At 70.6% G+C, this 21,638-nt stretch carries 16 protein-coding genes; 4 read left to right on the plus strand and 12 right to left on the minus strand.

Annotated features, from left to right (window positions below):
• Positions 1 to 104: 104 nt before the first annotated feature.
• Positions 105 to 3,248 (minus strand): efflux RND transporter permease subunit, encoded by a 3,144-nt coding sequence (locus H5368_RS07255; protein ID WP_182822812.1) that lies wholly within the window; start codon positions 3,246 to 3,248, stop codon positions 105 to 107.
• 5 nt (positions 3,249 to 3,253) lie between these two features.
• The gene (locus tag H5368_RS07260) at positions 3,254 to 4,390 is read right to left on the minus strand and encodes an efflux RND transporter periplasmic adaptor subunit (RefSeq protein WP_182822814.1); all 1,137 of its coding nucleotides are present in this window, start codon (positions 4,388 to 4,390) and stop codon (positions 3,254 to 3,256) included.
• 192 nt (positions 4,391 to 4,582) lie between these two features.
• Between H5368_RS07260 and cysK the strand changes: the two genes are divergently transcribed.
• Positions 4,583 to 5,539: a cysteine synthase A gene (cysK, locus tag H5368_RS07265; protein WP_182822816.1), complete on the plus strand. Its 957-nt coding sequence runs from the start codon at positions 4,583 to 4,585 to the stop codon at positions 5,537 to 5,539.
• A 375-nt stretch (positions 5,540 to 5,914) separates the two neighbouring features.
• On the opposite strand, the gene H5368_RS07270 is transcribed toward cysK, so the two are convergent.
• The 7 genes from H5368_RS07270 to lptF form a co-directional block, all read right to left on the minus strand.
• Positions 5,915 to 6,925, minus strand: a complete 1,011-nt coding sequence (locus H5368_RS07270; protein WP_182822818.1) for a class I fructose-bisphosphate aldolase — start codon at positions 6,923 to 6,925, stop codon at positions 5,915 to 5,917.
• A 73-nt stretch (positions 6,926 to 6,998) separates the two neighbouring features.
• Positions 6,999 to 8,465, minus strand: coding sequence for a pyruvate kinase (pyk, locus tag H5368_RS07275; protein WP_182822820.1), 1,467 nt, complete (start codon positions 8,463 to 8,465; stop codon positions 6,999 to 7,001).
• A gap of 113 nt (positions 8,466 to 8,578) precedes the next feature.
• Positions 8,579 to 10,570 carry a DUF3857 domain-containing protein gene (locus tag H5368_RS07280; protein WP_182822822.1) on the minus strand — a complete coding sequence of 664 codons (1,992 nt, stop codon included), beginning with the start codon at positions 10,568 to 10,570 and terminating at the stop codon, positions 8,579 to 8,581.
• Positions 10,571 to 10,671: 101 nt separating this feature from the next.
• Positions 10,672 to 11,847, minus strand: a complete 1,176-nt coding sequence (locus tag H5368_RS07285) for a phosphoglycerate kinase (protein ID WP_182822824.1) — start codon at positions 11,845 to 11,847, stop codon at positions 10,672 to 10,674.
• A gap of 409 nt (positions 11,848 to 12,256) precedes the next feature.
• Positions 12,257 to 12,673, minus strand: coding sequence for a hypothetical protein (locus tag H5368_RS07290; protein WP_182823867.1), 417 nt, complete (start codon positions 12,671 to 12,673; stop codon positions 12,257 to 12,259).
• 189 nt (positions 12,674 to 12,862) lie between these two features.
• Entirely contained in the window at positions 12,863 to 13,972 is a 1,110-nt protein-coding gene (lptG, locus tag H5368_RS07295; RefSeq protein WP_182822827.1) for an LPS export ABC transporter permease LptG, read from the minus strand.
• Entirely contained in the window at positions 13,969 to 15,069 is a 1,101-nt protein-coding gene (lptF, locus tag H5368_RS07300) for an LPS export ABC transporter permease LptF (RefSeq protein ID WP_182822829.1), read from the minus strand. Before lptF ends, lptG begins: the two co-directional genes overlap by 4 nt.
• A gap of 143 nt (positions 15,070 to 15,212) precedes the next feature.
• Here lptF and H5368_RS07305 point away from each other — a divergent pair, with 143 nt between their 5' ends.
• Genes H5368_RS07305 through H5368_RS07315 form a run of 3 tightly spaced genes read left to right on the plus strand, consistent with a single transcriptional unit; the run spans position 15,213 to position 20,081 of the window.
• Complete coding sequence (locus H5368_RS07305) at positions 15,213 to 16,691, plus strand: leucyl aminopeptidase (protein WP_182822831.1); 1,479 nt, start codon at positions 15,213 to 15,215, stop codon at positions 16,689 to 16,691.
• An 8-nt stretch (positions 16,692 to 16,699) separates the two neighbouring features.
• Positions 16,700 to 17,140, plus strand: coding sequence for a DNA polymerase III subunit chi (locus H5368_RS07310; RefSeq protein WP_182822833.1), 441 nt, complete (start codon positions 16,700 to 16,702; stop codon positions 17,138 to 17,140).
• Between the two features lie 43 nt (positions 17,141 to 17,183).
• Positions 17,184 to 20,081, plus strand: coding sequence for a valine--tRNA ligase (locus H5368_RS07315; protein WP_182822835.1), 2,898 nt, complete (start codon positions 17,184 to 17,186; stop codon positions 20,079 to 20,081).
• A 21-nt stretch (positions 20,082 to 20,102) separates the two neighbouring features.
• Here the strand turns inward: H5368_RS07315 and rimI are convergent, their stop codons facing one another.
• Genes rimI through pssA form a run of 3 tightly spaced genes read right to left on the minus strand, consistent with a single transcriptional unit; the run spans position 20,103 to position 21,609 of the window.
• Entirely contained in the window at positions 20,103 to 20,576 is a 474-nt protein-coding gene (gene rimI / locus H5368_RS07320) for a ribosomal protein S18-alanine N-acetyltransferase (RefSeq protein WP_182822837.1), read from the minus strand.
• Entirely contained in the window at positions 20,573 to 20,836 is a 264-nt protein-coding gene (locus H5368_RS13580) for a hypothetical protein (protein ID WP_182822839.1), read from the minus strand. Before H5368_RS13580 ends, rimI begins: the two co-directional genes overlap by 4 nt.
• Positions 20,833 to 21,609, minus strand: a complete 777-nt coding sequence (gene pssA, locus H5368_RS07330; protein WP_182822841.1) for a CDP-diacylglycerol--serine O-phosphatidyltransferase — start codon at positions 21,607 to 21,609, stop codon at positions 20,833 to 20,835. The genes H5368_RS13580 and pssA overlap by 4 nt, the downstream gene beginning before the upstream one ends.
• Between the last annotated feature and the right edge of the window lie 29 nt (positions 21,610 to 21,638).

Genomic DNA, 21,638 nt, shown 5'->3' on the forward strand with positions numbered 1-21,638 from the left:
GGGCGTGCTCCGGTTCGTTGGCGGTGTGCACCGGCGACGCGTGCACGAGCGGACCGGCCGATTCTCCATGATCGGCACCCGATCGCGAAACTCCCGCGTGCGCGTCAGGCGTGCCCGCCCACCGGCGGCACCTCGTCCTCTTCGCGTTCGAGCTGGCGCGTGACGGCCTCGGGCGAACGCGTGTACGGCGCCAGCAGCGAGTAGAACGCGGGCACCACGTACAGCGACAGCAAGGTCGAGAACGCCACGCCCGCGATCACCACCACGCCGATCGTGGCGCGGCTCGCCGAGCCCGGCCCACCGGCCATGACCAGCGGCAGCGCGCCCATCATGGTGGCGATCGCGGTCATCAGGATCGGCCGCAGGCGCACCACCGACGACTCCACGATCGCCTGGGCGATGTTGCGGCCCTCGTCGCGCAGCTGGTTGGCGAACTCGACGATCAGGATGCCGTTCTTCGCCGCCAGCCCGACCAGCATCACCACGCCGATCTGGCTGAACAGGTTCAAGGTGCCACCGGTGAGGGCCAGGCCGATGAACGCGCCGAGCACGCCCAGCGGCACCGTCAGCATGATCACGAACGGATGCACGAAGCTCTCGAACTGCGCGGCCAGCACCAGGTACACCACCAGCAGCGCCAGCGCGAAGGTCAGCAGCACCGCGCCGCCCGCGCGCTGGTACTCGCGTGATTCGCCTTTCCAGTCGACCTGCGCGTAGTCGGGCAGTTCGGTGCGTACCACCTCGTCCAGGAACGCCAGCGCCTCGCCCATGCTGTATCCCGGCGCGAGGCCGGCGGTGATGGTGATGGCGCGCATGCGGTTGAAGCGGTTGAGGCTGCCGGGCTCGGCCAGCTCGCTGAGCGATACCACGTTGGACAGCGGCACCAGCGCCCCGTCGCGCGTGCGCACCTGGATCGCGGTCAGGTCGGCGGGTGCCGCGCGCCCGGCGCGACCGGCCTGCACCAGCACGTCGTACTCCTCGCCTTCCTGCACGAAGGTGGTGACCTGGCGGCTGCCCATCATGGTCTCGAGTGCACGCCCGATCGAGGTCACGCTGATGCCGAGGTCGGCGGCGCGCTCGCGGTTGATGTTGACGCGCATCTGCGGGCGCGTCTCCTTGTAGTCGGAGTCGACCGAGAACATGCCGGGATTGGCTTCCATGCGCTGCATGACAAGGTCGCGCCAGCGCGCGATTTCCGCGTACTCCGGCCCGCCGAGCACCAGCTGGATCGGCTGCCCGCGGCTGCCCACCAGGCCACCGCCGACGCGCGGCTGCGCGCGCACGCCGGTCAGTCCGTCGAGTTCGGCGCGCAACGACTCGGCCACTTCCGCGGTCGACTCGTCGCGCTTGTCCCAGTCCTCGAGGAACACGATCACGTTGCCGGTGTGCATCTCCTCGCCCGCGCCCCAGCCGCCGGGCACGCGGCTGTTGAAGCGGCGGATGGCATTGCCATCGGCGGCCACGCGTCCGGCGAACACCTTCTCCACCTCGCGGATCTGCTCCACCGTGTAGTCGTAGCCGGCACCCTCCGGTCCGACGATCGAGACGAAGAACGAGCCGCGGTCCTCGGCCGGTGCCAGTTCCGACGGCACCAGCTTGCCGAGGCCGACAATGCCGGCGATGCACAGGGCCATGACGCCAAGCATCAGCCCCAGCACCGACCGCGGGCGCATGCCGCCGAGCCGCTGCAGCTGGCGCTGGTAGCCGCCGCTGACCGCCTCCAGGCGGCGGTTGAACCAGCGGTTCACCGGGTTCGATTTCTCTTCCGAGTGCGGCCGCACCATCTTCGAGGCCATCATCGGCGTGAGTGTCAGCGCCACGAACGCCGACAGCGCCACCGCGCCGGCCAGCGCCACCGACAGCTCGCGGAACAGGCGCCCGGTGTTGCCTTCCATGAAGCCGACCGGCAGGAACACCGCGACCAACACCGTGGTGGTGGCGATCACCGCGAACGCCACCTGCTTCGTGCCGCGCACCGAAGCGACCAGGCGCGGCTCGCCCAGGTCGACGCGGCGCTGGATGTTCTCCAGCACCACGATCGCATCGTCCACCACCAGGCCGATCGCCAGCACCAGCGCCAGCAGCGTCAGCAGGTTGATCGAGTAGCCGAACAGCAGCAGCGGGATGAACGCCGCCAGCAGGCACACCGGCACCGTGACCGCGGGGATCAGCGCCGCGCGGAAACTGCCGAGGAACAGCCAGATGACCAGCAGCACCAAGGCGATCGCTTCGGCCAGGGTCCAGTACACGCGCTTGATCGATTCCTCGATGAACACCGTGTCGTCGTAGGCCACGAAGATGTCGGTGCCCTCGGGCAGCGACTTCTGGATCTCCACCGCCATCGCGCGCGCGGCACGGGTGACGTCGAGCGCGTTCGCGGTCGAGGTCTTGATGATGCCGAGGCCGATGTTGGGCGCGCCGTTGCTGTGGTAATAGGCGCGCCGCTCGGCCGAGGCCAGCTCGATCTCGGCCACGTCACCCAGCCTGACCACGTAGCCGTCATCGCCCTTGCGCAGCGGAATCGCGGCAAAGTCCTTGGGCTCGGTATAGCCGCGCTCGACGCGCAGCGTGAAGTCGCGGGTTTCCGACTCGATGCGTCCCGCCGGCAGCTCCACGTTCTCCGCGCGCAGCACGGTCTCGACATCGGCCGGGGTGATGCCGCGCGCCGCCATCGCCGCGCTGTCCAGCCAGATGCGCATGGCATAGCGCTGGCGCCCGCCGATGCGCACCTGCGCCACGCCGTCGAGGCTCGACAGCCGGTCGACGATGTAGCGGTCGGCGTAGTCCGACAGCTCCAGCGTGTCCATCTTGCTGGAGCTCATGTTGAGCCAGATGATCGTGTCCGAATCGCTGTCGGCCTTCTCGACCTCGGGCGGGTCGGCCTCGTCCGGCAGGCGGTCGGCCACGCCGCTGATCGCGTCGCGCACGTCGTTGGCCGCGGCCTCGATGTCGCGCTGCAGGGTGAACTCGAGCGTCACCGCGGAGCGCCCGTTGACGCTGCGCGACTGGATGGTCTCGATGCCTTCGATCCCGGACAGCGCATCCTCGAGCACCTGGGTGATGCGCGTTTCCACCACCGCCGCCGAGGCGCCGGGATAGGACACATCCACCGAGACGATCGGGGGGTCGATCGCCGGCAGCTCGCGCAGGGTCAGGCGCGAGAACGCCAGCACGCCCAGCACCATCAGCATCAGGCTCATCACCGTGGCGAACACGGGGCGACGGATCGACAGTTCGGACAGGCTCATCGCGCTCAGGTCCCGGCTGGAGCGACAGTGGCGGAATCGACGGGGTCAATTGAACCGGCGGGTTCGGCGGCGGGCGCAGGCGCGACGGATGCCGGCGCCGCCTCGCGGATGGCGAGCCCGGGGCGCAGCTTGCCGGTGCCGTCGACGACGATGCGGTCGCCGGCGGCCAGGCCGCTGGTCACTTCGGCGTTGCCGGCGTCGCGCGCGCCCACCGCCACGATCACCTGCTCCACGGTGTCATCGGCCTTGACCCGGTACACGAACGAGTCGCGACCGACCTGCACGATGGCGATCTCGGGCACCAGCAGCGCATCGCGCGACGGGCGTTCCAGCTCGACCTGCAGCAGCATGCCGGGGCGCAGCAGGCGTTCGGCATTCGCGAAGTCGGCGCGCACGATGACCGCGCGCGTGGCGGCGTCGACGCGCGAATCGACGATGCTCACCGTGCCTTCGAAGCTGCGGCCCGGCCATGCGCTGCTGGTGCCGGCGACGCGCTGCCCGGCCGCCACGTGCGCAAGCTGCGCCTCGGGCACCGGGAAGTCGACATGCACGCGCGCGATGTCATCCAGCGTGGCGATCACCGTGCCCGGCGTGACCAGCGCACCCGGGCTGACCTGGCGGATGCCGAGCACGCCGGCGAACGGCGCGCGGATCACGCGGTCGCGCAGGTTGGCTTCGATCTGCCGCACCTGGGCGCGGGCGCTGTCGCGCGTCGCGCCCTGGGTGTCGAGCGAGGCGCGCGCGATCAGCTGCTGCGCGGCCAGTTCCTGCTGGCGCCGGTACAGGCGGTCGGCCTCGTTGGCCGTGGCGCGGGCCGCCGCCAACGCGGCGTCCTGCTGCTGCCCGCTCAGCGTCACCAGCGGCGCACCGGCGGCTACTTCGTCACCGCTCTCGAAATGCACGCGGTCGACCGTCTCGCTGACCTTGGCGGTCACGTCCACCGATTCGCGCGCGTTGACCGTGGCCAGCGCACGGATGCGGTCGTTGAAGGGACGGATCGCAACGGTGGCCGTGGTCACCGTGACCGCGGCCTCGGCACGCGCGGCCGGGGCATCCTTCCCCCCGCAGGCGGCGAGGGCCAAGGCGAGCGCGGCCGGCAGCCAGCAGCGCGGGAACAATCCGGAAACAGGGGAACGGGGCATCTTCACGCAGGAAAGTGGGGCAATCGCGGGATTCTACGGGCTGCCGGTGACCGCCACGTGTGCCATCAGACTTGCACGCGGAACACGCTGTCGCGGTCAACCGCTGGCACGCCCATGCGTTAGGGCGCACTCTGGCACTGCATCGCGGGCCAGCGCCGGCGGCCCCGTCCCCTCCCACTCCAGGACGACGCCATGATCCACGACAGCATCCTCGACACCATCGGCGGCACCCCGGTCGTGCGGCTCAACCGCATCGCACCCGGCAACGTCGCCATGTACGCGAAAGTCGAGTCGTTCAATCCCGGCGGCTCGGTCAAGGACCGGCTGGCGATCGCCATCATCCTCGACGCTGAGCAGCGCGGCGTGCTCAAGCCGGGCGACACGGTGGTCGAGGCGACCTCGGGCAACACCGGCGTGGCGCTGGCGATGGTCTGCGCCGCGCGTGGCTACAAGTTCGTGGCAACGATGGCCGAATCGTTCTCGGTCGAGCGCCGCAAGCTGATGCGCGCCTATGGCGCCAAGGTCATCCTCACGCCCGCCGCCGAACGCGGCAGCGGCATGGTGCGCCGCGCGCAGGAACTCGCCGACGCCCACGGCTGGTTCCTCGCCAGCCAGTTCGCCAACCCGGCCAACCCCGCGTACCACCGCAACACCACCGCGGCCGAGATCCTGCAGGACTTCGCCGGGCGCCGGCTCGACCATTTCGTCACCGGTTGGGGCACCGGCGGCACGCTCACCGGCGTCGGCGAGATGCTGCGGCTGGCGCGCCCGGAAGTGAAGGTCACCGCCTGCGAGCCGGAAGTGGCGGCGCTGCTGCAGGGCAAGGAGTTTTCACCGCACAAGATCCAGGGCTGGACGCCGGACTTCGTGCCCGAGGTGCTCAACCGCGACGTCGCCGACCAGGTGCTGTCGGTCTCCGACGCCGATGCCATCGCCACCGCGCGCCGCCTTGCCGCCGAGGAAGGCATTTTCGTCGGCATCTCGGCCGGTGCCACGGTGTCCGCCGCGCTCGATGTCGCGAAGACCGCACGCGACGGCGACGTGATCCTGGCGATGCTGCCCGATACCGGCGAGCGCTACTTCTCCACGCCGTTGTTCGAAGGCGTGAGCGAGGGCTCGGACGACGAATGGCTGGCGGGTCTGCCCTGAGCGTTCCGGGGTATGGGCCCCGGGTACCAAGGCCCTTGAGGACTCATGTCCCCCGGCGATGGCCTGCGGCCATCGCCTCCTCCTTGACTTCGCCCTCAAGGGCCTTGGCACCCGGTACGCCGCAGTACGCGTTGTCCAGGAGCAAAGCCCACAGCCCGCAATCTCGCGCATGGCTCCGGTACTGGCAGCCAGCCACAGAGCCCCGAAGTGGCCGGGAGGCCGTGGCGGGGAAGTCAAGGAGGAGGCATCCGCCGCCAGGCGGATGCCGGGGGACATGAGCCGCCACGGCCTCACGGCCACCACAGGGGCCCTACGCGCCACAAGAAAACGCCGGCGTGAGCCGGCGTTCCATGGTCCAGCAGATGAAGACCAGGGTCAGTCGTTGTCGCCCCACTGGCCCAGCGCCGCGAGGCCGTTGTCGCGGGCGCGGGCGAACACTGTCTGCTGGGCACTGGCGTAGTTGCCGGTGAGGTCCTTCGACCACAGCTGCAGCGCCGCCGACTGCATCGCGCGGCCGTAGGAGAACGACAGCGGCCACGGGTTCGGGCCGAGGCGGTTCATGGCGTCGAGGTGCGCGGTGGCGTCCTCGTCGCTCTGCCCGCCGGACAGGAACACGATGCCCGGAAGGATGGCCGGCACCGACGACTTGAGGCACATCAGGGTCGCTTCGGCGACGTCCTCGACCGAGGCCTGCTCTTCGCAGTCCTTGCCCGGCAGCACCATCGACGCCTTGAGGATGGTGCCCTCGAGCGCGACGTTCTGGTTGTACAGCGCGTCGAACAGCGCGCGCAGGGTGACCTCGCTCACCTCGTAGCAGGTCTCGATGTCGTGGTTGCCGTCCATGATCACTTCCGGCTCGACCATCGGCACCAGGCCCTGCTCCTGGCACAGCGCGGCGTAGCGCGCGAGCGCATGGGCGTTGGCCTCGATGCAGGTGCCGGACGGGACGTCCTCGCCGATGTTGATCACCGCGCGCCACTTGGCGAAACGCGCGCCGAGCTTGTAGTACTCCTCGAGGCGCGCGCGCAGGCCGTCGAGGCCCTCGGTGACCACTTCACCCGGGAAACCGGCCAGCGCGTGCGTGCCCTTGTCGACCTTGATGCCCGGGATCATGCCGTTGTCGGACATGTACTTGGCGAACGGCACGCCGTCCTTCGTCTTCTGGCGGATGGTCTCGTCGAACAGGATCGCGCCGCTGATGTGCTCGGACAGCCGCGGCGTGGTGAGCAGCAGCTCGCGGTAGGCGCGGCGGTTCTCTTCGGTGTTCTCGATGCCCACGCCGGCGAAACGCTTGGCGATGGTGGCGGTGGATTCGTCGATCGCGATGATGCCCTTGCCGGGGGCGACCATGGCGAGGGCGGTTTCGGCAAGCAATTCGATGCTCATGGTGTTGGCGTCCTGCACGGGAAGGGCCGGCAATTATAGCCGTTCGCCACCGGCAGGGCCGCCGCGCGCGGCCTCAGAGCTCGCCCAGGCCCTCGGCGTGGCCCTGCTCGCCGACCTTCAGCAGGCGCAGCGTGTTGGTGGCGCCGTGGGTCTCCATGTGCTGGCCGCTGGTGAACACCACGCGCTCGCCGACCGACAGCAGGCCGGCCTCGACCAGCGCGCGCACGCTGCCACGGGCGGCGTCGAGCGCGGTCTGGCCGCGGCTGTCGTAGCCCATCGGGAACACGTCGCGCATCAGGGTCATGCGCCGGCGCGCCCCGTCGTGGCGCGAGAACGCGTAGATCGGCGCGCCCGAGCGGTAGCGCGACAGGTAGCGCGCGGTGCCGCCGGATTCGGTCATCGCCACGATCGCGCGCACGCCGATGTGCTCGGACAGGAACATCGCCGCCATCGCGATCGCCTGGTCGGCGCGCTCGAGGTTGCGCTGCGCGGCCTCGAAATCGGTGTCGTGCGCGAACTGGCGCTCGGCGCCCACGCAGATGCGGGCCATCGCCTCCACCGCGCGCACCGGGAAACTGCCGGCCGCGGTTTCGGCCGACAGCATCACCGCGTCGGTGCCGTCGATCACCGCGTTGGCGACGTCAAGCACTTCCGCGCGCGTCGGCATCGGGCTGTCGACCATCGACTGCAGCATCTGCGTCGCGGTGATCACCACTTTGCCGCGCGCCAGCGACTCGCGGATGATCTTCTTCTGCAGGCCGGGCAGCTCGGCGTCGCCGATCTCCACGCCGAGGTCGCCGCGCGCCACCATCACCACGTCGCTGGCGTCGATCACCTCGCCGAGGTTCTCGATCGCCTCGGCGCGCTCCACCTTCGACACCATCGCCGCATCCGAGCCGTGCGAGCGCGCGATGGCGCGGGCCTCGTCCATGTCGGCGGCGTTGCGGCAGAACGACACCGCGATGAAATCCACGCCGATGCCCGCGGCGACGGCGATCAGTTCGCGGTCGCGCTCGGTGAGCGCGCCCAGCGACAGCCCGCCGCCCAGCTTGTTGAGCCCCTTGCGGTCCGACAGCACGCAGTCGTTGAGCACCACGGTGACGATGCGCGGACCCTGGATGCGCTCCACGCGCAGCTGCACCATGCCATCGTCGAGCATCAGCACGTCGCCCGGCGCGAGGTCACCGGGCAGGCCGAGGTAGCTGACGCCCACCTCGTGCTGCGTGCCGGGCGGCGCGTCGACGCTGGCCACGAGGTCGAAGCGCGCGCCGGCGACCAGCGCCACGCGGCCTTCGGCAAACCGCTCGACGCGGATCTTGGGCCCCGGCAGGTCGGCGAGGATGCCGACCTCCACGCCCGCACGCTGCGCCGCCTCGCGCACCGCCTGCGCACGCGCCGCCTGGTCGGCCGGATCGCCGTGCGAGAAATTGAGGCGCACCGCGTTCACCCCCGCCTGCAGCAGCGCGTCCAGGACGCCGGGCGCGTCGGTCGCGGGCCCGAGGGTGGCGAGGATGCGGGTACGGCGGCGGTGGTCGGACATGCGGGCCTCGGGGGTGGATGGCGCGGATCGCGCGCCTCGGCCCATCCTAGCCGAGGCGCATGCACGGCATCAGTGGTGGGCGTACGGCCGCGGCACGCGCCCCACCATGCGCATCATTTCTTCACGGTGTCCTTGAGCAGGGCCTCCAGCCTCTGCCGGCGCCCGGCCGCGGCCTGCGCGGCCGGCGGCTGGAAGCGCAGCCGCGCCGACAGGCCGTCGCGCACCTTGCGCAGGCCGCCCACGTGCGTGCGCACCTCGCCTGGCGCGACGTCGCGCCCGGCGACATCGAGCTGGTAGCGCACCGCCGCCACGCCATCCAGCACGTCGACCTCGCGGCTGTATTCGAGGCCATCGACCGCCTGCGCATCGCGCTCCTTCCCGAAGCGCGCGCTCCAGCCTTCGGGGATGTGGAATTCGATGTCGTGGCGGTAGCGGCCGCGCTGGCTGGCGGCCAGGGGACCACGGCGCTGCATCACCGACGGCAGGCGGCTCGGCGAGTCCAGCGACTCCGCGTAGGTATCCATCGCGCGCGCGGCGCCTTCGGCCTGCAGCGCATCCTTCAGCAGGTAGGTCTCGGTGACCGTGATGCGGTTGCCGTCACGGTCGTCCAGGACCACGGGCAGCACGACCTGGTCGAGTTCACCGAGGCGCTTGCGGTAGTAGTCGGCATAGCGCTGGCCGCGTTCCTCGCGCCGCTCGGTCGCCGCGCCGCGGCGCATGGCGTCGGCGGAGTCGCCGCTGTACACCGTGGCGATTTCCAGCGTGACCTGCCCGGCGTCGGCCGCGGGCATGTAGCGCTCGGTGACATGTACGCCACCCGGCGCGACGGTGGGAGCCGCGACCTCGACCATGGCCGCGGAGCCCGCCACCAGCGGCAGCACCATGCCGTAGCTGCTGAGGTCGGCATCGCCCGCGGCGCCACCGCGGTAGGTCTGCGTGGGATCCACCCAGCGCACCTCGCGACCGAGGCGGACCCGGACGATGACGTGGTCGAAGTCGGACGCCGAGGGCACGAAACCGGCGACCGCGCGGCCGCGGCCGATCGACGCCAGCGCGGGTTCGGCGTGGATGTCGAGCCGGCGCAACAGCGTCACCAGCAGGTAGGACTTGTCCTTGCAGTCGCCGAAGCGCCGCTCCCATGTGACCCCGGGCGCGCTCGGCCTGTGGGTGTTCTCACCCATCTCGACGCCGAAATAGCGCACCTCGTCCTGGACCGCCCGCGCCACCGCGGTCAGCCGCTCAAGCGGGCTGCGGATCCTCGCCCACTCGCGCAGGCGCGATTCCAGGTCCGCCGGCAGCGGCGGTGGTTCCGGATATAGGGGCAGCGCCCAGGCGACCACGTCCGCCCAGCTGCGTGCCGCGGCCACCTGCACCTGCGGGAACGGCTGGTGCCAGGCGGGATAGTCGCCTTCGTCGAGCACGGCGGCAGCCGCCGCGCTGGACACGACCACTTCCACGCCGTCATCGCGCCTGGTCACCACGGCTTCGGCATCGGTGTGTTCGCGGTGGACGGCGGGCAGCGTGCCCGGGTCGTACAGCACGCGCAGGCGATTGCCGAGCACCGGATTGCGCCAGCCCAGCTGCGACCAGTCGGAGACCTGTCCGGCGAGCACCGGATTGCTGCCCCGGACCGAATACGAGACACGCACCACGTCGCCGACGCGCACATCGTCCAGCACCACCAGCGCCGAGACCAGGCCATCGGCGAGGTCCTGCTCGAACCCGCGCTCGCGCCGCGCAAGCGAGATCCGCTCCGGCACCAGCCGGTCCACCCAGCGGCCGTCTCGGCGCAACTCCACGCGGTGGAAGGCCAGTGTCTGGTAGTCGGGGTTGAACGACACCTGGAAGCGCCCCGCCTCGCCGAGAAGCGAGGTCGCGCGCGGTTCGAACACATGCTCCACGTACTGGTGGTCGGCGCCACCGCGGCGGTCGCTCTGTGCGTCGTACCACCAGTAGCGCCAGCGCGGCTCGTCATGGCCGGGCGCGGCCGGGTCCCATTGCACCGGCACGTCCACGCGTTCCACGAAGCCCGGCTCGGGCTCGATGGCGAAGTTGAACTCCCCGCGCGCGTGTGTGGCCTGCGCGGCGACAGCAACAGGCAACAACAGGCAAGCCAGACCCACAAGCCAACGCATCATCCATGCTCCCCGGCCGGCCCCCGACCCCTCGGGGAGCCTACACGAAGGCCGCGCTGCGGCTGAGGTGCTCAGCCGCCGCGCTGCTCCAGCGCGGCCACGGCGGGCAGCACCTTGCCCTCCAGGAACTCCAGGAACGCGCCACCACCGGTGGAGATGTAGGAGATGTCGCCGGCGATGCCGTACTTGTCGACCGCCGCCAGCGTGTCGCCGCCGCCGGCGATCGAGAACGCCGGCGAGGCCGCGATCGCGCGCGCCAGCGTCTCGGTGCCCTTGCCGAACGCGTCGAACTCGAACACTCCGACGGGGCCGTTCCACAACACCGTGCCGGCTTTCGCGATCATCTCCGCGTAGCGCACGGCGGTCTCCGGACCGATATCGAGCACCATGTCGCCGTCGGCGATCGCATCGACCGCCTTCACCGTGGCCGGCGCGTCGGCACTGAACGCCGGTGCCACCACCACGTCGGTCGGCACGGGGATGTCGGCGCCGCGCGCGTGCGCCTTGGCCATGATGTCGCGCGCGGTGTCCAGCAGGTCGGCTTCGTGCAGCGAGGCCCCGACGCCATGGCCCTGCGCGGCGATGAAGGTGTTGGCGATGCCGCCACCCACGATCAGCTGGTCGACCTTGCCGACCAGCGACGACAGCAGCTCGAGCTTGGTGGACACCTTGGAGCCGGCGACGATCGCCAGCAGCGGCCGCGCCGGCGCGTGCAGGGCCTTGGCCAGCGCGTCGAGTTCGGCCATCAGCAGCGGCCCGCCGACCGCCTGCGCGGCGTGTCGGATCACGCCGTGGGTGGACGCCTGCGCGCGGTGCGCGGTGCCGAAGGCGTCCATGACGAACACGTCGCACAACGCGGCATAGCGCTTCGCCAGCGCTTCGTCATCGGCCTTCTCGCCGACGTTCATGCGGCAGTTCTCGAGCAGCACCAGCTGGCCCGGCGCCACGTCGGCACCGTCGAGATACTCGCGCACCAGCGGCACGTCGCGGCCAAGCAGCTCCGACAGGCGCAGGGCGACCGGCGCGAGCGAATCCGCTTCGCTCCAGCTGCCTTCCGTGGGACGACCGAGGTGCGACATGACCATCACCGCGGCACCGGCGTCGAGCAGCGCGCGCAAGGTCGGTAGCGACGCGGTGATGCGCTGGTCGGAGGTGACGCGGCCGTCGGCCACCGGCACGTTGAGGTCCTGGCGCACCAGGACGCGCTTGCCGGCGAGGTCGAGGTCGGTCATGCGGAGGATGGTCATGCGTGGCTGCCGTGGTGTCCGGGGGCCGGTATTGTCGGCGGCGGCGCTGGCGGATTCAAACGCTGGGGCGCGGGGCGCTGCGTGCGGGTGCGAATGCCCTTGGGTGCGAATGTCCCCCGGCCTCCGCTGCCGCGGAGGCCTCCTCCTTGATTTCGCACCCAAGGGCATTCACACCCGTCGCGTCAGCGTCGCGGCGCTTGGAAGAAAGCAAAAAACCGGCTGCTCCGTGGGCCGCAGGATCACCGCGCCGCCAACGCCCCGACGCGAGCTGCAGGCCCTCGGGGCGAAATCAAGGAGGAGGCCTTCGCATAGGCGAAGGCCGGGGGACATTCGTCCCGGGGGCCTGCAGCTTGCGCACGCGCTTTAAATGCTGCGCACGCGCACGGCACGTCCCGGCACAAAGCACGTCTCAGCGGTAGCCCGAGTCGTCCTTGTTGTGGATGATCCAGATCAGGTTGCCGCCGGTGCCCATCGACTCGCCGGCGAACACCAGGCGGCCCTGGCCCTTGTAGGCCATCTCGTAGCGGTGCTTGTCGCCGCCGAAGAAGAACGGGATGAAGGCCTTGGCGGTGATGTAGGCGCCCTGGTCGGTCGGCTGGCCCACCAGGTCGGTGACCTGCTTCATCGGCATGCCGATCTGGAGCTGGGTGAACTTGCTGCCGGGCGCCGGCTTGCCCGTGATTTCGCCTTCCCAGTCGCCCAGCCCCGTGACGGTCTCGCCGTAGCCCGCCTCGACCGCGGTCGAATCGATGACTTCACCGTTCTCGTTCATCCACGCCGGCGTGCCCTTCTCCTTGCCGCCACGCCGCGCTTCGGCGTCGCCCATGGCCAACAGGCCGACACCCACGATCATGGCCACGGCCGCGGCCATACGCATGCTGCTCTGCATCTTCTGCTCTCCGTCTGGTAGCTGCGCCCCGGCCTATCGCCATCCCCTGCTGCCGGGCGCGGCGCGCCGCCCGGAGTCATGGATGCACTGTTTACCTGCCGGCCCGCGACGCCGCAACCGCGGGTTTCACCCACTCCGGCGTCGGAAAAGCAGCCAGGACACGACCAGCATCACCGTCGGCGGCACCGTGTAGGCCAGCCGGTAGTCGAAGCGGTACACCGCCGCGAGCTTCACCGCCTGCGCCTGCAGCAACCAGAATCCGAGCGCGAACACGATGCCGATGAACAGCCGCCGCCCCAGCCCGCCGCTGCGCAGCGAGCCGAACGCGAACGGGATCGCCGCCAGGCACAGGGCCAGCACGTTGAACGGGTAGAACCAGCGACCCCAGTAGTGCTCCTCGAACTCGCTGGCATCCAGGCGGTTGCGCCTGCGGTATTCGATGCCTTCGGCCAGGTCGCGGGCCGGCATGTAGCGCGGACGGAACGCGCTGCCGGCGCTGGCGGCGAGCGCCGCGGCGTCGAGCTGCGACTCCCAGCGCTCTTCGACGATGCTGGTCGCGGTGACCTGGCGCGGCTCGAAATACACGCGCCGCACGTCGCGCAGCAGCCAGCCGCTGGCGCGGTGCTCCGCCACCCCGGCGTCGGCGATCGACTCCAGGCGGCCGTCGTCGTCGAACTCGAACAGCCGCACGCCATTGAGCTCGAGCCAGGTATCGCCCTTGTCGCTGCGTTCCTGGCCGCTGGTCGCGTTGAGGAAGGTGTTGCCCTCGCGCGCCCACAGGCCCGAGTACTGCGCCACGATCATGTCCCGTGAGCGCGCCGCCGACTTCATGGCGTCCGCGCTGCGCTGCGCGCCCGGCGCGAGCGTCTCGCCGTTGAGCATCATGGCGAGGGTGAGCAGCACCAGCGGCGCCGCCACCGACAGGCTCAGTCGGCGCCGCGACACGCCCAGCGCGCGCAGCGCGGTGAGCTCGGTGGTCGCGGCCAGCTGGCCCAGGCCCATCAGCGTGCCGATCACCGCCGCGGTCGGGAACATCACGTAGGCGCGCCGCGGCAAGGTATAGGCCACGTAGGTGACCACGCTGACGAAGCCGTAGTCGCCATCGCCCATGTGCTTGATCTCCTGCACGCCGGCGAGCACGGCATCCAGGCCCACCAGCACCATCCAGGTCAGCAGCACCGTCACCGCCACGGTGCGCGCGGCGTACAGGTCGTGGATCTTCGGGAACGGCATCATCGCGCCGCCTCCGCCGTGCGCTTGCGCCGCCGCGGCGCGGCCACGCTGCCGTCGCGGACATACATCCACGCGCCCAGCGCCAGCAGCGGCAGAACCAGCCACCACAGGCCCAGCGCCGCCGGGATCTTGCCGTCGGCGATCCACTCGGTGCCCAGCAGCATGAGGTTGATGCCGATCACGTAGGCGAGGAAGCCGAGCACGATGCGGCCGTAGCGCGCCTGGCGTGGCGGGCTGCGTGCAAGCGGCACCGCGAGCAGGGCAAAGGCCAGCGCCAGCAGCGGCGGTGCGATGCGCGCGTGCAGCTGCGCGCGCGCCTCGGGGCGGGCATCGCCGAGCAGCGCGAGGGTGGAGTCGTATTCGGGGTTCTCGCTGGCCGGACGGGTCTCGGCATCCGGCAGGCGCATCTCGTTGCCGGCGTAGCGCATCATCCGGAAATCCAGGCCGTCGGCGAGCGGACCTTCGACGCGGAAGCCCTGGTCGAGCTTCAGGTAGCGCTCGGCACCGTCGACCGCGAGGGACCCGGTGCGCGCGGTGGTCACGTCCATGCGCTCCTCGTCGGAGCGGTAGACGAACACCCGCGCCAGCGCGGAGCCGTCGTCGGACATCGCGCCCACGTACACCACGCCGCCGCCGCCGGGCAGTTCGACGAAGCGCCCCGCCTCAAGCCCCGCCAGCAGCAGGCTGCGGTTGCCTTCGGCCACCATCCGCTGCGAGTAGTCGTTGGCCCAGGGCCCGAGCCACAGCGAACACGCGCCGATGAAACCGGCCACCGGCAGCACCAGCATCATCAGCGGGCGCAGCAGGCGTCGCGGCCCGACGCCGGTGGCGATCAGCACCGGCATCTCCGAATCCCGGTACAGCCGCCCGACCGCCAGCAACAGGCCCAGCATCAGTCCCAGCGGCAGGATCAGCGGCAGGTAGTTGAGGACCTGCAGGCCCAGCTGCGACAGCATCAGCCCGGCCGGCACCCGACCGCGGGCGATGTCGCCCAGCACGTCCGCGAACACCCCGCCAAGGCTCACGATCAGCAGCACGACCAGCGCCGCGAAGGTGGCCTGGGCGAATTCGCGGAACAGGTAGGAGTCGAGCTTCGGCATCCGGCAGCGGCCTTGCATTAGAATCGGGGGTTCGTCCATACACCGCATCGGCCGCGCCAGGACCTGGCGCTGCGGCGCATCCGCCGCATTCTAGAAGCGCCGATTGTAAGGAACACTTCACGAGAACCGCAGAACAGGATCCCATGAGCCTTCAACTTGCCCTGAACCAGACCCCACCCGCCGCCGCCCAGGTCGACTGCGTGGTCGTAGGCGCCTATGCCGACAAGACCCTCGCGCCGTCGGCCCGCGCGCTCGACGAGGCCAGTGGTGGCCGCCTGTCGGCACTCGCCGCCCGCGGCGACCTCGATGGCGCCACCGGCCGCACCACGCTGCTGCTGGACCTGCCGGGCGTTGCCGCGCCGCGGGTGCTGGTGATCGGCCTGGGCGATGCCGGAAAGTTCGCGGTGCCGCAGTACCTGAAAGCCGTGGCCGATGCCGCGCGCGCGCTGCGCACCGGACCGGCGCGTTCGGCGCTGCTGACCCTGTCCGAGCTCGAGGTTGCCGGCCGCGACGCCGCCTGGGCGATCCGCCAGGCCGCCATCGCCGCCAGCCACGCGAGCTACCGCTACATCGCCACGCTCGGCGAGAAGAACAAGAAGCGCGACGAGAAGGGCCTGGAACGCCTGGAGATCACCGGCAGCGACAGCGTCGCACTGGCCCAGGGCCAGGCGATCGCCGCCGGCGTCGAGTTCACCCGCGAACTTGGCCACCTGCCGCCCAACATCTGCAATCCCGCCTACCTGGCGCAGCAGGCCAGCGATTTCGCCGCCCGTTTCGACAAGGCCGGCTGCGAGGTCCTCGAGCGCGAGGACATGGAGAAGCTCGGCATGGGTTCGCTGCTGGCGGTCGCCCGCGGCTCGGCCAACGCCCCCAGGCTGATCGTGCTGAAGTGGAACAACGGCGGTGACGCCAAGCCCTACGTGCTGGTCGGCAAGGGCATCACCTTCGACACCGGCGGCGTCAACCTGAAGACCCAGGGCGGCATCGAGGAGATGAAGTACGACATGCTCGGCGCCGGTTCGGTGATGGGCACCTTCGTCGCCGCGGCCGGCATGGACCTCCCGATCAACCTCGTGGTGGTGGTGCCGGCGGTCGAGAACGCGATCGACGGCAACGCCTACCGTCCCTCCGACATCATCACCAGCATGTCCGGCAAGACCATCGAGGTCGGCAACACCGACGCCGAGGGCCGCCTGATCCTGTGCGACGCGCTGACCTACGCGCAGCAGTTCAAGCCAAAGGCCCTGGTCGACGTGGCCACGCTCACCGGCGCCTGCATGGTCGCCCTCGGCAGCTTCGCCACCGGCCTGATGACCAAGCACGACGACCTCGGCCAGGAACTGCTGGCCGCCGGCGAAGAAGTCTTCGACCGCGCCTGGCGCCTGCCGCTGTGGGACGAGTACCAGACCATGCTCGATTCCAGCTTCGCCGACGTCTACAACATCGGCGGCCGCTGGGCCGGTGCGGTGACCGCGGGCTGCTTCCTGGCGCGCTTCACCGAGGGCCAGCGCTGGGCGCACCTCGACATCGCCGGCAGCGCCAGCCACAGCGGCAAGAACGGGCTGGCCACCGGGCGTCCGGTCGGCCTGCTGTCGCAGTGGCTGCTGGACCAGGCGGGCTGAGCCCGCCCGTGGCCCGCGCCGACTTCTACCTGATCGCGAAACCGCGCTTCCGCGACGAGCCGCTGTTGCTGGTCTGCGAACTGGCGAAGAAGGCGCTGGCCGCCGGCCAGCCGATGCTGGTGCTGGCGCGCGACGCGGCGCAGGCCGAACGGCTCGACGACCTGCTGTGGTCGTTCGAGCCCGACGCCTACGTGCCGCACCAGATCGCAGGCCTGGAGCCCGAGGATGGCGGCGGCGAGGAGGAGGAGGCCGACGTGCTCATCGCCCCGCCCGAAGCCGACGTGCCGCTGCGTCCGCTGGTGCTCAACCTGCGCGATGCCGCCGTCGAGGGCGCCTTCGAGCGCGTGCTCGAGGTGGTACCCGCCGACGACTCCGCCCGCGGCCCGCTGCGCGAGCGCTGGAGGCAGTACAAGGCGCGCGGCCTCGACCTGAAGAAATACGACATGTGACGCGGGGGTCCGCCCCCGCCCTGCCCCGACCACGAGTCCCTGAATGACCCTTGCCACCGGCTACGACCCCAAGTCCTTCGAATCCCGCCTGTACGCCCAGTGGGAAGCCAGCGGCGTGTTCGCGCCCTGCGGCGACGGACCCGCGTACTCGATCCTGCTGCCGCCGCCCAATGTCACCGGCACCCTGCACATGGGCCATGCGTTCCAGCACACGCTGCAGGACGCACTGGTCCGCTACCACCGCATGCGCGGCTTCCGCACGCTGTGGCAGATGGGCACCGACCACGCCGGCATCGCCACCGAGATGGTGGTGGCGCGCAACCTCGACCGCGAGGGCCAGGGCGAAACCCGCGATTCGCTCGGGCGCGAGCGCTTCATCGACAAGGTCTGGGAGTGGAAGGGCCAGTCCGGCGACACCATCGCGCAGCAGATGCGCCGCGTCGGCACCTCCGGCGACTGGTCGCGCAGCGTGTTCACCATGGATCCGATCGCCTCCACGGCGGTGGTCGAAGCCTTCGTGCGCATGCATGCGGACGGCCTGATCTACCGCGGCCAGCGGCTGGTCAACTGGGACCCGGTGCTGAAGACCGCGATCTCCGACCTGGAAGTGGTCAGCGAGGAGGAAGACGGCTTTTTGTGGTCGATCGCCTACCCGCTGGCGGATGGCGCGCATTACGAACACGTCGAGCACGATGCCGACGGCAACGAGACCCTGCGCGAAACCCGCGACTATCTCGTCGTCGCCACCACGCGCCCGGAAACGATGCTCGGCGACAGCGCGGTGATGGTGCATCCCGACGACGCGCGTTACGCGCACCTGGTCGGCCGCAGCGTGGCCCTGCCGCTGACCGGGCGCGCGATCCCGGTGATCGCCGACGCCTACGTCGACCGTGCGTTCGGCACGGGCGTGGTCAAGGTGACGCCCGCGCACGACTTCAACGACTACGCGGTCGGCCAGCGCCACGGCCTGCCGCTGCGCAACATCTTCACGCCGGACGCCCAGGTGGTGTCCGACGACGACGCCATCCCCGCCGCGTACCGCGGCCTGGACCGCTACGACGCGCGCAAGGCGGTGCTGGCCGACCTTGAGGCCGCGGGCCTGCTGGTCGAAACCCGCGCGCACAAGCTGCAGGTGCCGCGCGGCGACCGCACCGGCCAGGTCATCGAGCCTTACCTCACCGACCAGTGGTTCGTGAAGATGGACGACCTGGCGCAGCGCGGGCTGGACCTGGCGGACGGCGTCGACGGCGAGCCGGGACGGGTGAAGTTCGTGCCCGGCAACTGGATCAACACCTACCGCCACTGGATGGAGAACATCCAGGACTGGTGCATCAGTCGCCAGCTGTGGTGGGGCCACCGCATCCCCGCGTGGTACGCCGACGACGGCGCGATCTACGTCGGCCGCGACGAGGCCGAGGCGCGTGCGCGCGCCACCGAAGCCGGCTACGGCGGCCCGCTCAGCCAGGACAGCGATGTGCTGGAGACCTGGTTCTCCTCGGCGCTGTGGCCGTTCAGCACCATGGGCTGGCCAGATGCCGGGGCCATGCGCGAGCGCGGCTTCGAACAGTTCCTGCCATCGAGCGTGCTGGTCACCGGCTTCGACATCATCTTCTTCTGGGTCGCCCGGATGATCATGATGACTGACCAGCTGACCGGCCAGGTGCCGTTCCACGACGTCTATGTCACGGGCCTCGTCCGCGACAAGGACGGCCAGAAGATGTCCAAGTCGAAGGGCAACATCCTCGACCCGCTGGACCTGATCGACGGCATCACGCTCGACGACCTGGTCGCGAAGCGCACCAGCGGCCTGATGCAGCCGAAGATGGCCGACAAGATCGCCAGGGCCACGCGCAAGGAGTTCCCCGACGGCATCCCCGCGTTCGGCGCCGACGCGCTGCGCTTCACCATGGCCGCGCTCGCCGGCCCCGGCCGCGACATCAAGTTCGACCTCGCCCGCGCCGAGGGCTACAAGAACTTCTGCAACAAGCTGTGGAACGCCACGCGCTTCGTGCTGATGAACACCGAAGGCATGGCGGCCACGAGCCCTGTTGCCGCGGGCAACGCCGAGGACCTTCCCTTCACGCCGGTCACCGATCCGGAGAAGTGGATCCTCGCCCGCCTCGCCGCCGTCACCGCCGAGGCCGAGGCGCACTTCGCCAGCTACCGCTTCGACCTGCTGGCGCAGGCGCTGTACGAGTTCGCGTGGAATGAGTTCTGCGACTGGTTCGTCGAACTGGCCAAGCCGGCGCTGCAGGGCGACACCGGCACGGCCGAAGGCCGCGCCGCGGCCGACAGCACGCGCCGCACGCTGCTGCTGGTGCTCGAGCGCCTGCTGCGCCTGCTGCATCCACTGGTGCCGTTCGTCACGGAGGAGCTGTGGCTGCAGGTCGCGCCAAGGCTGGGCATCACCGCCGACACCATCATGCTGCAGCGCTACCCGCAGGCGGGCGATTTCGCCGGCCTGGACGTGGCGCGCGCCGAGGCCGACGTGGAGTGGCTGAAGGCGATGGTGTCCGCGCTGCGCCGCATCCGCAGCGAACTCGGCGTGTCGCCGGCGAAATCGATCCGCCTGCTGCTGGCAGGTGGCAGCGCCGACGACGCGGCGCGCGCGGCGCGCTTCGCCCCCGAGCTCAGGTTCCTCAACCGGATCGAGGCGATCGAGGTGGCCGCTGACGAGCCGCCGCCGTCCGCCGCCGCGATGGTCGGCGAACTGCGGCTTTACGTGCCGCTCGACGGCCTGGTGGACCTGGATGCCGAACGCACCAGGCTCGACAAGGAACTGAAGCGCGTGGCGGGCGAGTTGGCCAAGTCGCAGGCCAAGCTGGCCAGCGAGACCTTCGTCAGCAACGCGCCGGCGGCGGTGGTCGAACAGGAGCGCACGCGCCTGGCCGACTGGAATGCGCAGCGCGACACGCTGGCGGCGCAGCGCGCGCGGCTCTAGCCGCCTGCGTCACCACGGCATTCAGTCGAACAGCTCGATCGCCATCACGATGGCGTCCTCGCGGCCCTGGTCGGCGGGGTAATAGCGCGGGCGGCGGCCGATCTCGTTGAAGCCTTCGTCCTCGTAGAGGGCGATGGCGTTGGGATTGGACGGACGCACTTCAAGGAACACCCGGCAGGCGCCGCGCCCGCGCGCTTCGCGCAGCAGCGCGCGCAGCAGGTGCCGGCCGTAGCCGCGGCCCTGGCGGTCGGGATCGACGCAGACGTTGAGTACGTGCGCCTCGTCGGCGGCGATGCTGAGCACGCCGTGGCCGATGAGCGCGCCGTCGAGCGCCAGCACCCACGCCGGATAGCCCGAACGCAGGCAGTCGCGGAAGATGCCCGGCGTCCACGGGTACGGGTAGGCGCGGCGCTCCACCACCATCACCGCATCCAGGTCGGCCTCGCGCATCGGCCGCATGGTCGGCTGCGGCGCGGGCTCGACCGCGGCGCTCATCGTGGCGTGCCACCACGCAGCGCGCGCAGCCGCGGCCACAGCGCGCGCTTGGCGCGCGGATCGGCGCGCAGCGACGCCAGCGGCGGCAGCGAACGCAGCAGCGCCGCGGCGCCCGGATCGTCGATCGCGCGGCGCGCGGCGCGCAGCAGGGCGTGCGCGAGTGCATCGTCCGGCACTTCGTCACCGGGCACCGGCGCGCGCGCATAGACCTGGTGGCCGAGCGCCTCCAGCACCTCGCGCTGCCACGGGTCCCAGTTCACGCCACGCCACCGCCGGTGCGCGTGCGGCGCAGGCGCCACAGCCACAGCGCCGGGCCGGACAGCGCGTACACGCCCAGCACCGCGAGCAGGGTCTTGGGCGGATCGATCCACAGCGCGATCAGCGCCGCCACGATCAGCAGCAGCGAAAAGAACGGCACCCGGTCCGAGCCGGGGCCCCTGCCCCTGCCCTTGAAGCTGGTGTAGCGGAACTGGCTGACCATCAGCAGGCCGCAGACCACGGTGATCGCCAGTGCCGCGTAGCGCATCGCCTCGCCGCTGAGGTCGAGCGTGTGGAAGGTCCACACCGAGCTGGCCATCACCCCGGCGGCGGCCGGGCTGGCCAGGCCGATGAACCAGCGGCTGTCGACCTTGCCGACCTGGCTGTTGAAACGCGCTAGGCGCAGCGCCGCGCAGGCGGCATACAGGAACGCGGCCAGCCAGCCGACCTTGCCCAGCGTGGTGCCGTCGAACTTCATCGCCACCAGCGACCAGTGGTACATCACCAGCGCCGGCGCCATGCCGAAGCTCACCAGGTCGGACAGCGAGTCGTATTGCACGCCGAAGTCGCTCTGGGTGTTGGTGAGCCGCGCCACGCGGCCATCGAGGCCATCGAGGATGGCGGCCACGAAGATCGCGATGCAAGCGGCTTCGATCCGCCCCTGCGACGCCGCGATGATGGCGAAGAACCCGCCGAACAGCCCACCCGTCGTGAACAGGTTGGGCAGCAGGTAGATGCCGCGCGCGCGGCGCGGCTGGGGCGTCTGGTCATCCATGGCGGCAAGTGTACCCGCGGGGCGCCGGC

Origin of the sequence: Luteimonas sp. MC1782, assembly GCF_014164605.1 — a bacterium.
Classification (GTDB): domain Bacteria; phylum Pseudomonadota; class Gammaproteobacteria; order Xanthomonadales; family Xanthomonadaceae; genus Luteimonas.

Excerpts from the sequence above, each read along its gene's own strand:
- H5368_RS07290 (WP_182823867.1), bottom strand. The coding sequence starts at position 12,673 with ATGGGCGACGCCGAAGCGCGGCGTGGCGGCAAGGAGAAGGGCACGCCG.
- lptG (WP_182822827.1), bottom strand. The coding sequence starts at position 13,972 with ATGATGCCGTTCCCGAAGATCCACGACCTGTACGCCGCGCGCACCGTG.
- rimI (WP_182822837.1), bottom strand. The coding sequence starts at position 20,576 with ATGAGCGCCGCGGTCGAGCCCGCGCCGCAGCCGACCATGCGGCCGATG.
- pyk (WP_182822820.1), bottom strand. The coding sequence starts at position 8,465 with ATGTCCGACCACCGCCGCCGTACCCGCATCCTCGCCACCCTCGGGCCC.
- pssA (WP_182822841.1), bottom strand. The coding sequence starts at position 21,609 with ATGGATGACCAGACGCCCCAGCCGCGCCGCGCGCGCGGCATCTACCTG.
- H5368_RS07285 (WP_182822824.1), bottom strand. The coding sequence starts at position 11,847 with ATGACCATCCTCCGCATGACCGACCTCGACCTCGCCGGCAAGCGCGTC.
- H5368_RS07255 (WP_182822812.1), bottom strand. The coding sequence starts at position 3,248 with ATGAGCCTGTCCGAACTGTCGATCCGTCGCCCCGTGTTCGCCACGGTG.
- H5368_RS07270 (WP_182822818.1), bottom strand. The coding sequence starts at position 6,925 with ATGAGCATCGAATTGCTTGCCGAAACCGCCCTCGCCATGGTCGCCCCC.
- H5368_RS07260 (WP_182822814.1), bottom strand. The coding sequence starts at position 4,390 with ATGCCCCGTTCCCCTGTTTCCGGATTGTTCCCGCGCTGCTGGCTGCCG.
- H5368_RS07305 (WP_182822831.1), top strand. The coding sequence starts at position 15,213 with ATGAGCCTTCAACTTGCCCTGAACCAGACCCCACCCGCCGCCGCCCAG.
- cysK (WP_182822816.1), top strand. The coding sequence starts at position 4,583 with ATGATCCACGACAGCATCCTCGACACCATCGGCGGCACCCCGGTCGTG.
- H5368_RS07315 (WP_182822835.1), top strand. The coding sequence starts at position 17,184 with ATGACCCTTGCCACCGGCTACGACCCCAAGTCCTTCGAATCCCGCCTG.
- lptF (WP_182822829.1), bottom strand. The coding sequence starts at position 15,069 with ATGCCGAAGCTCGACTCCTACCTGTTCCGCGAATTCGCCCAGGCCACC.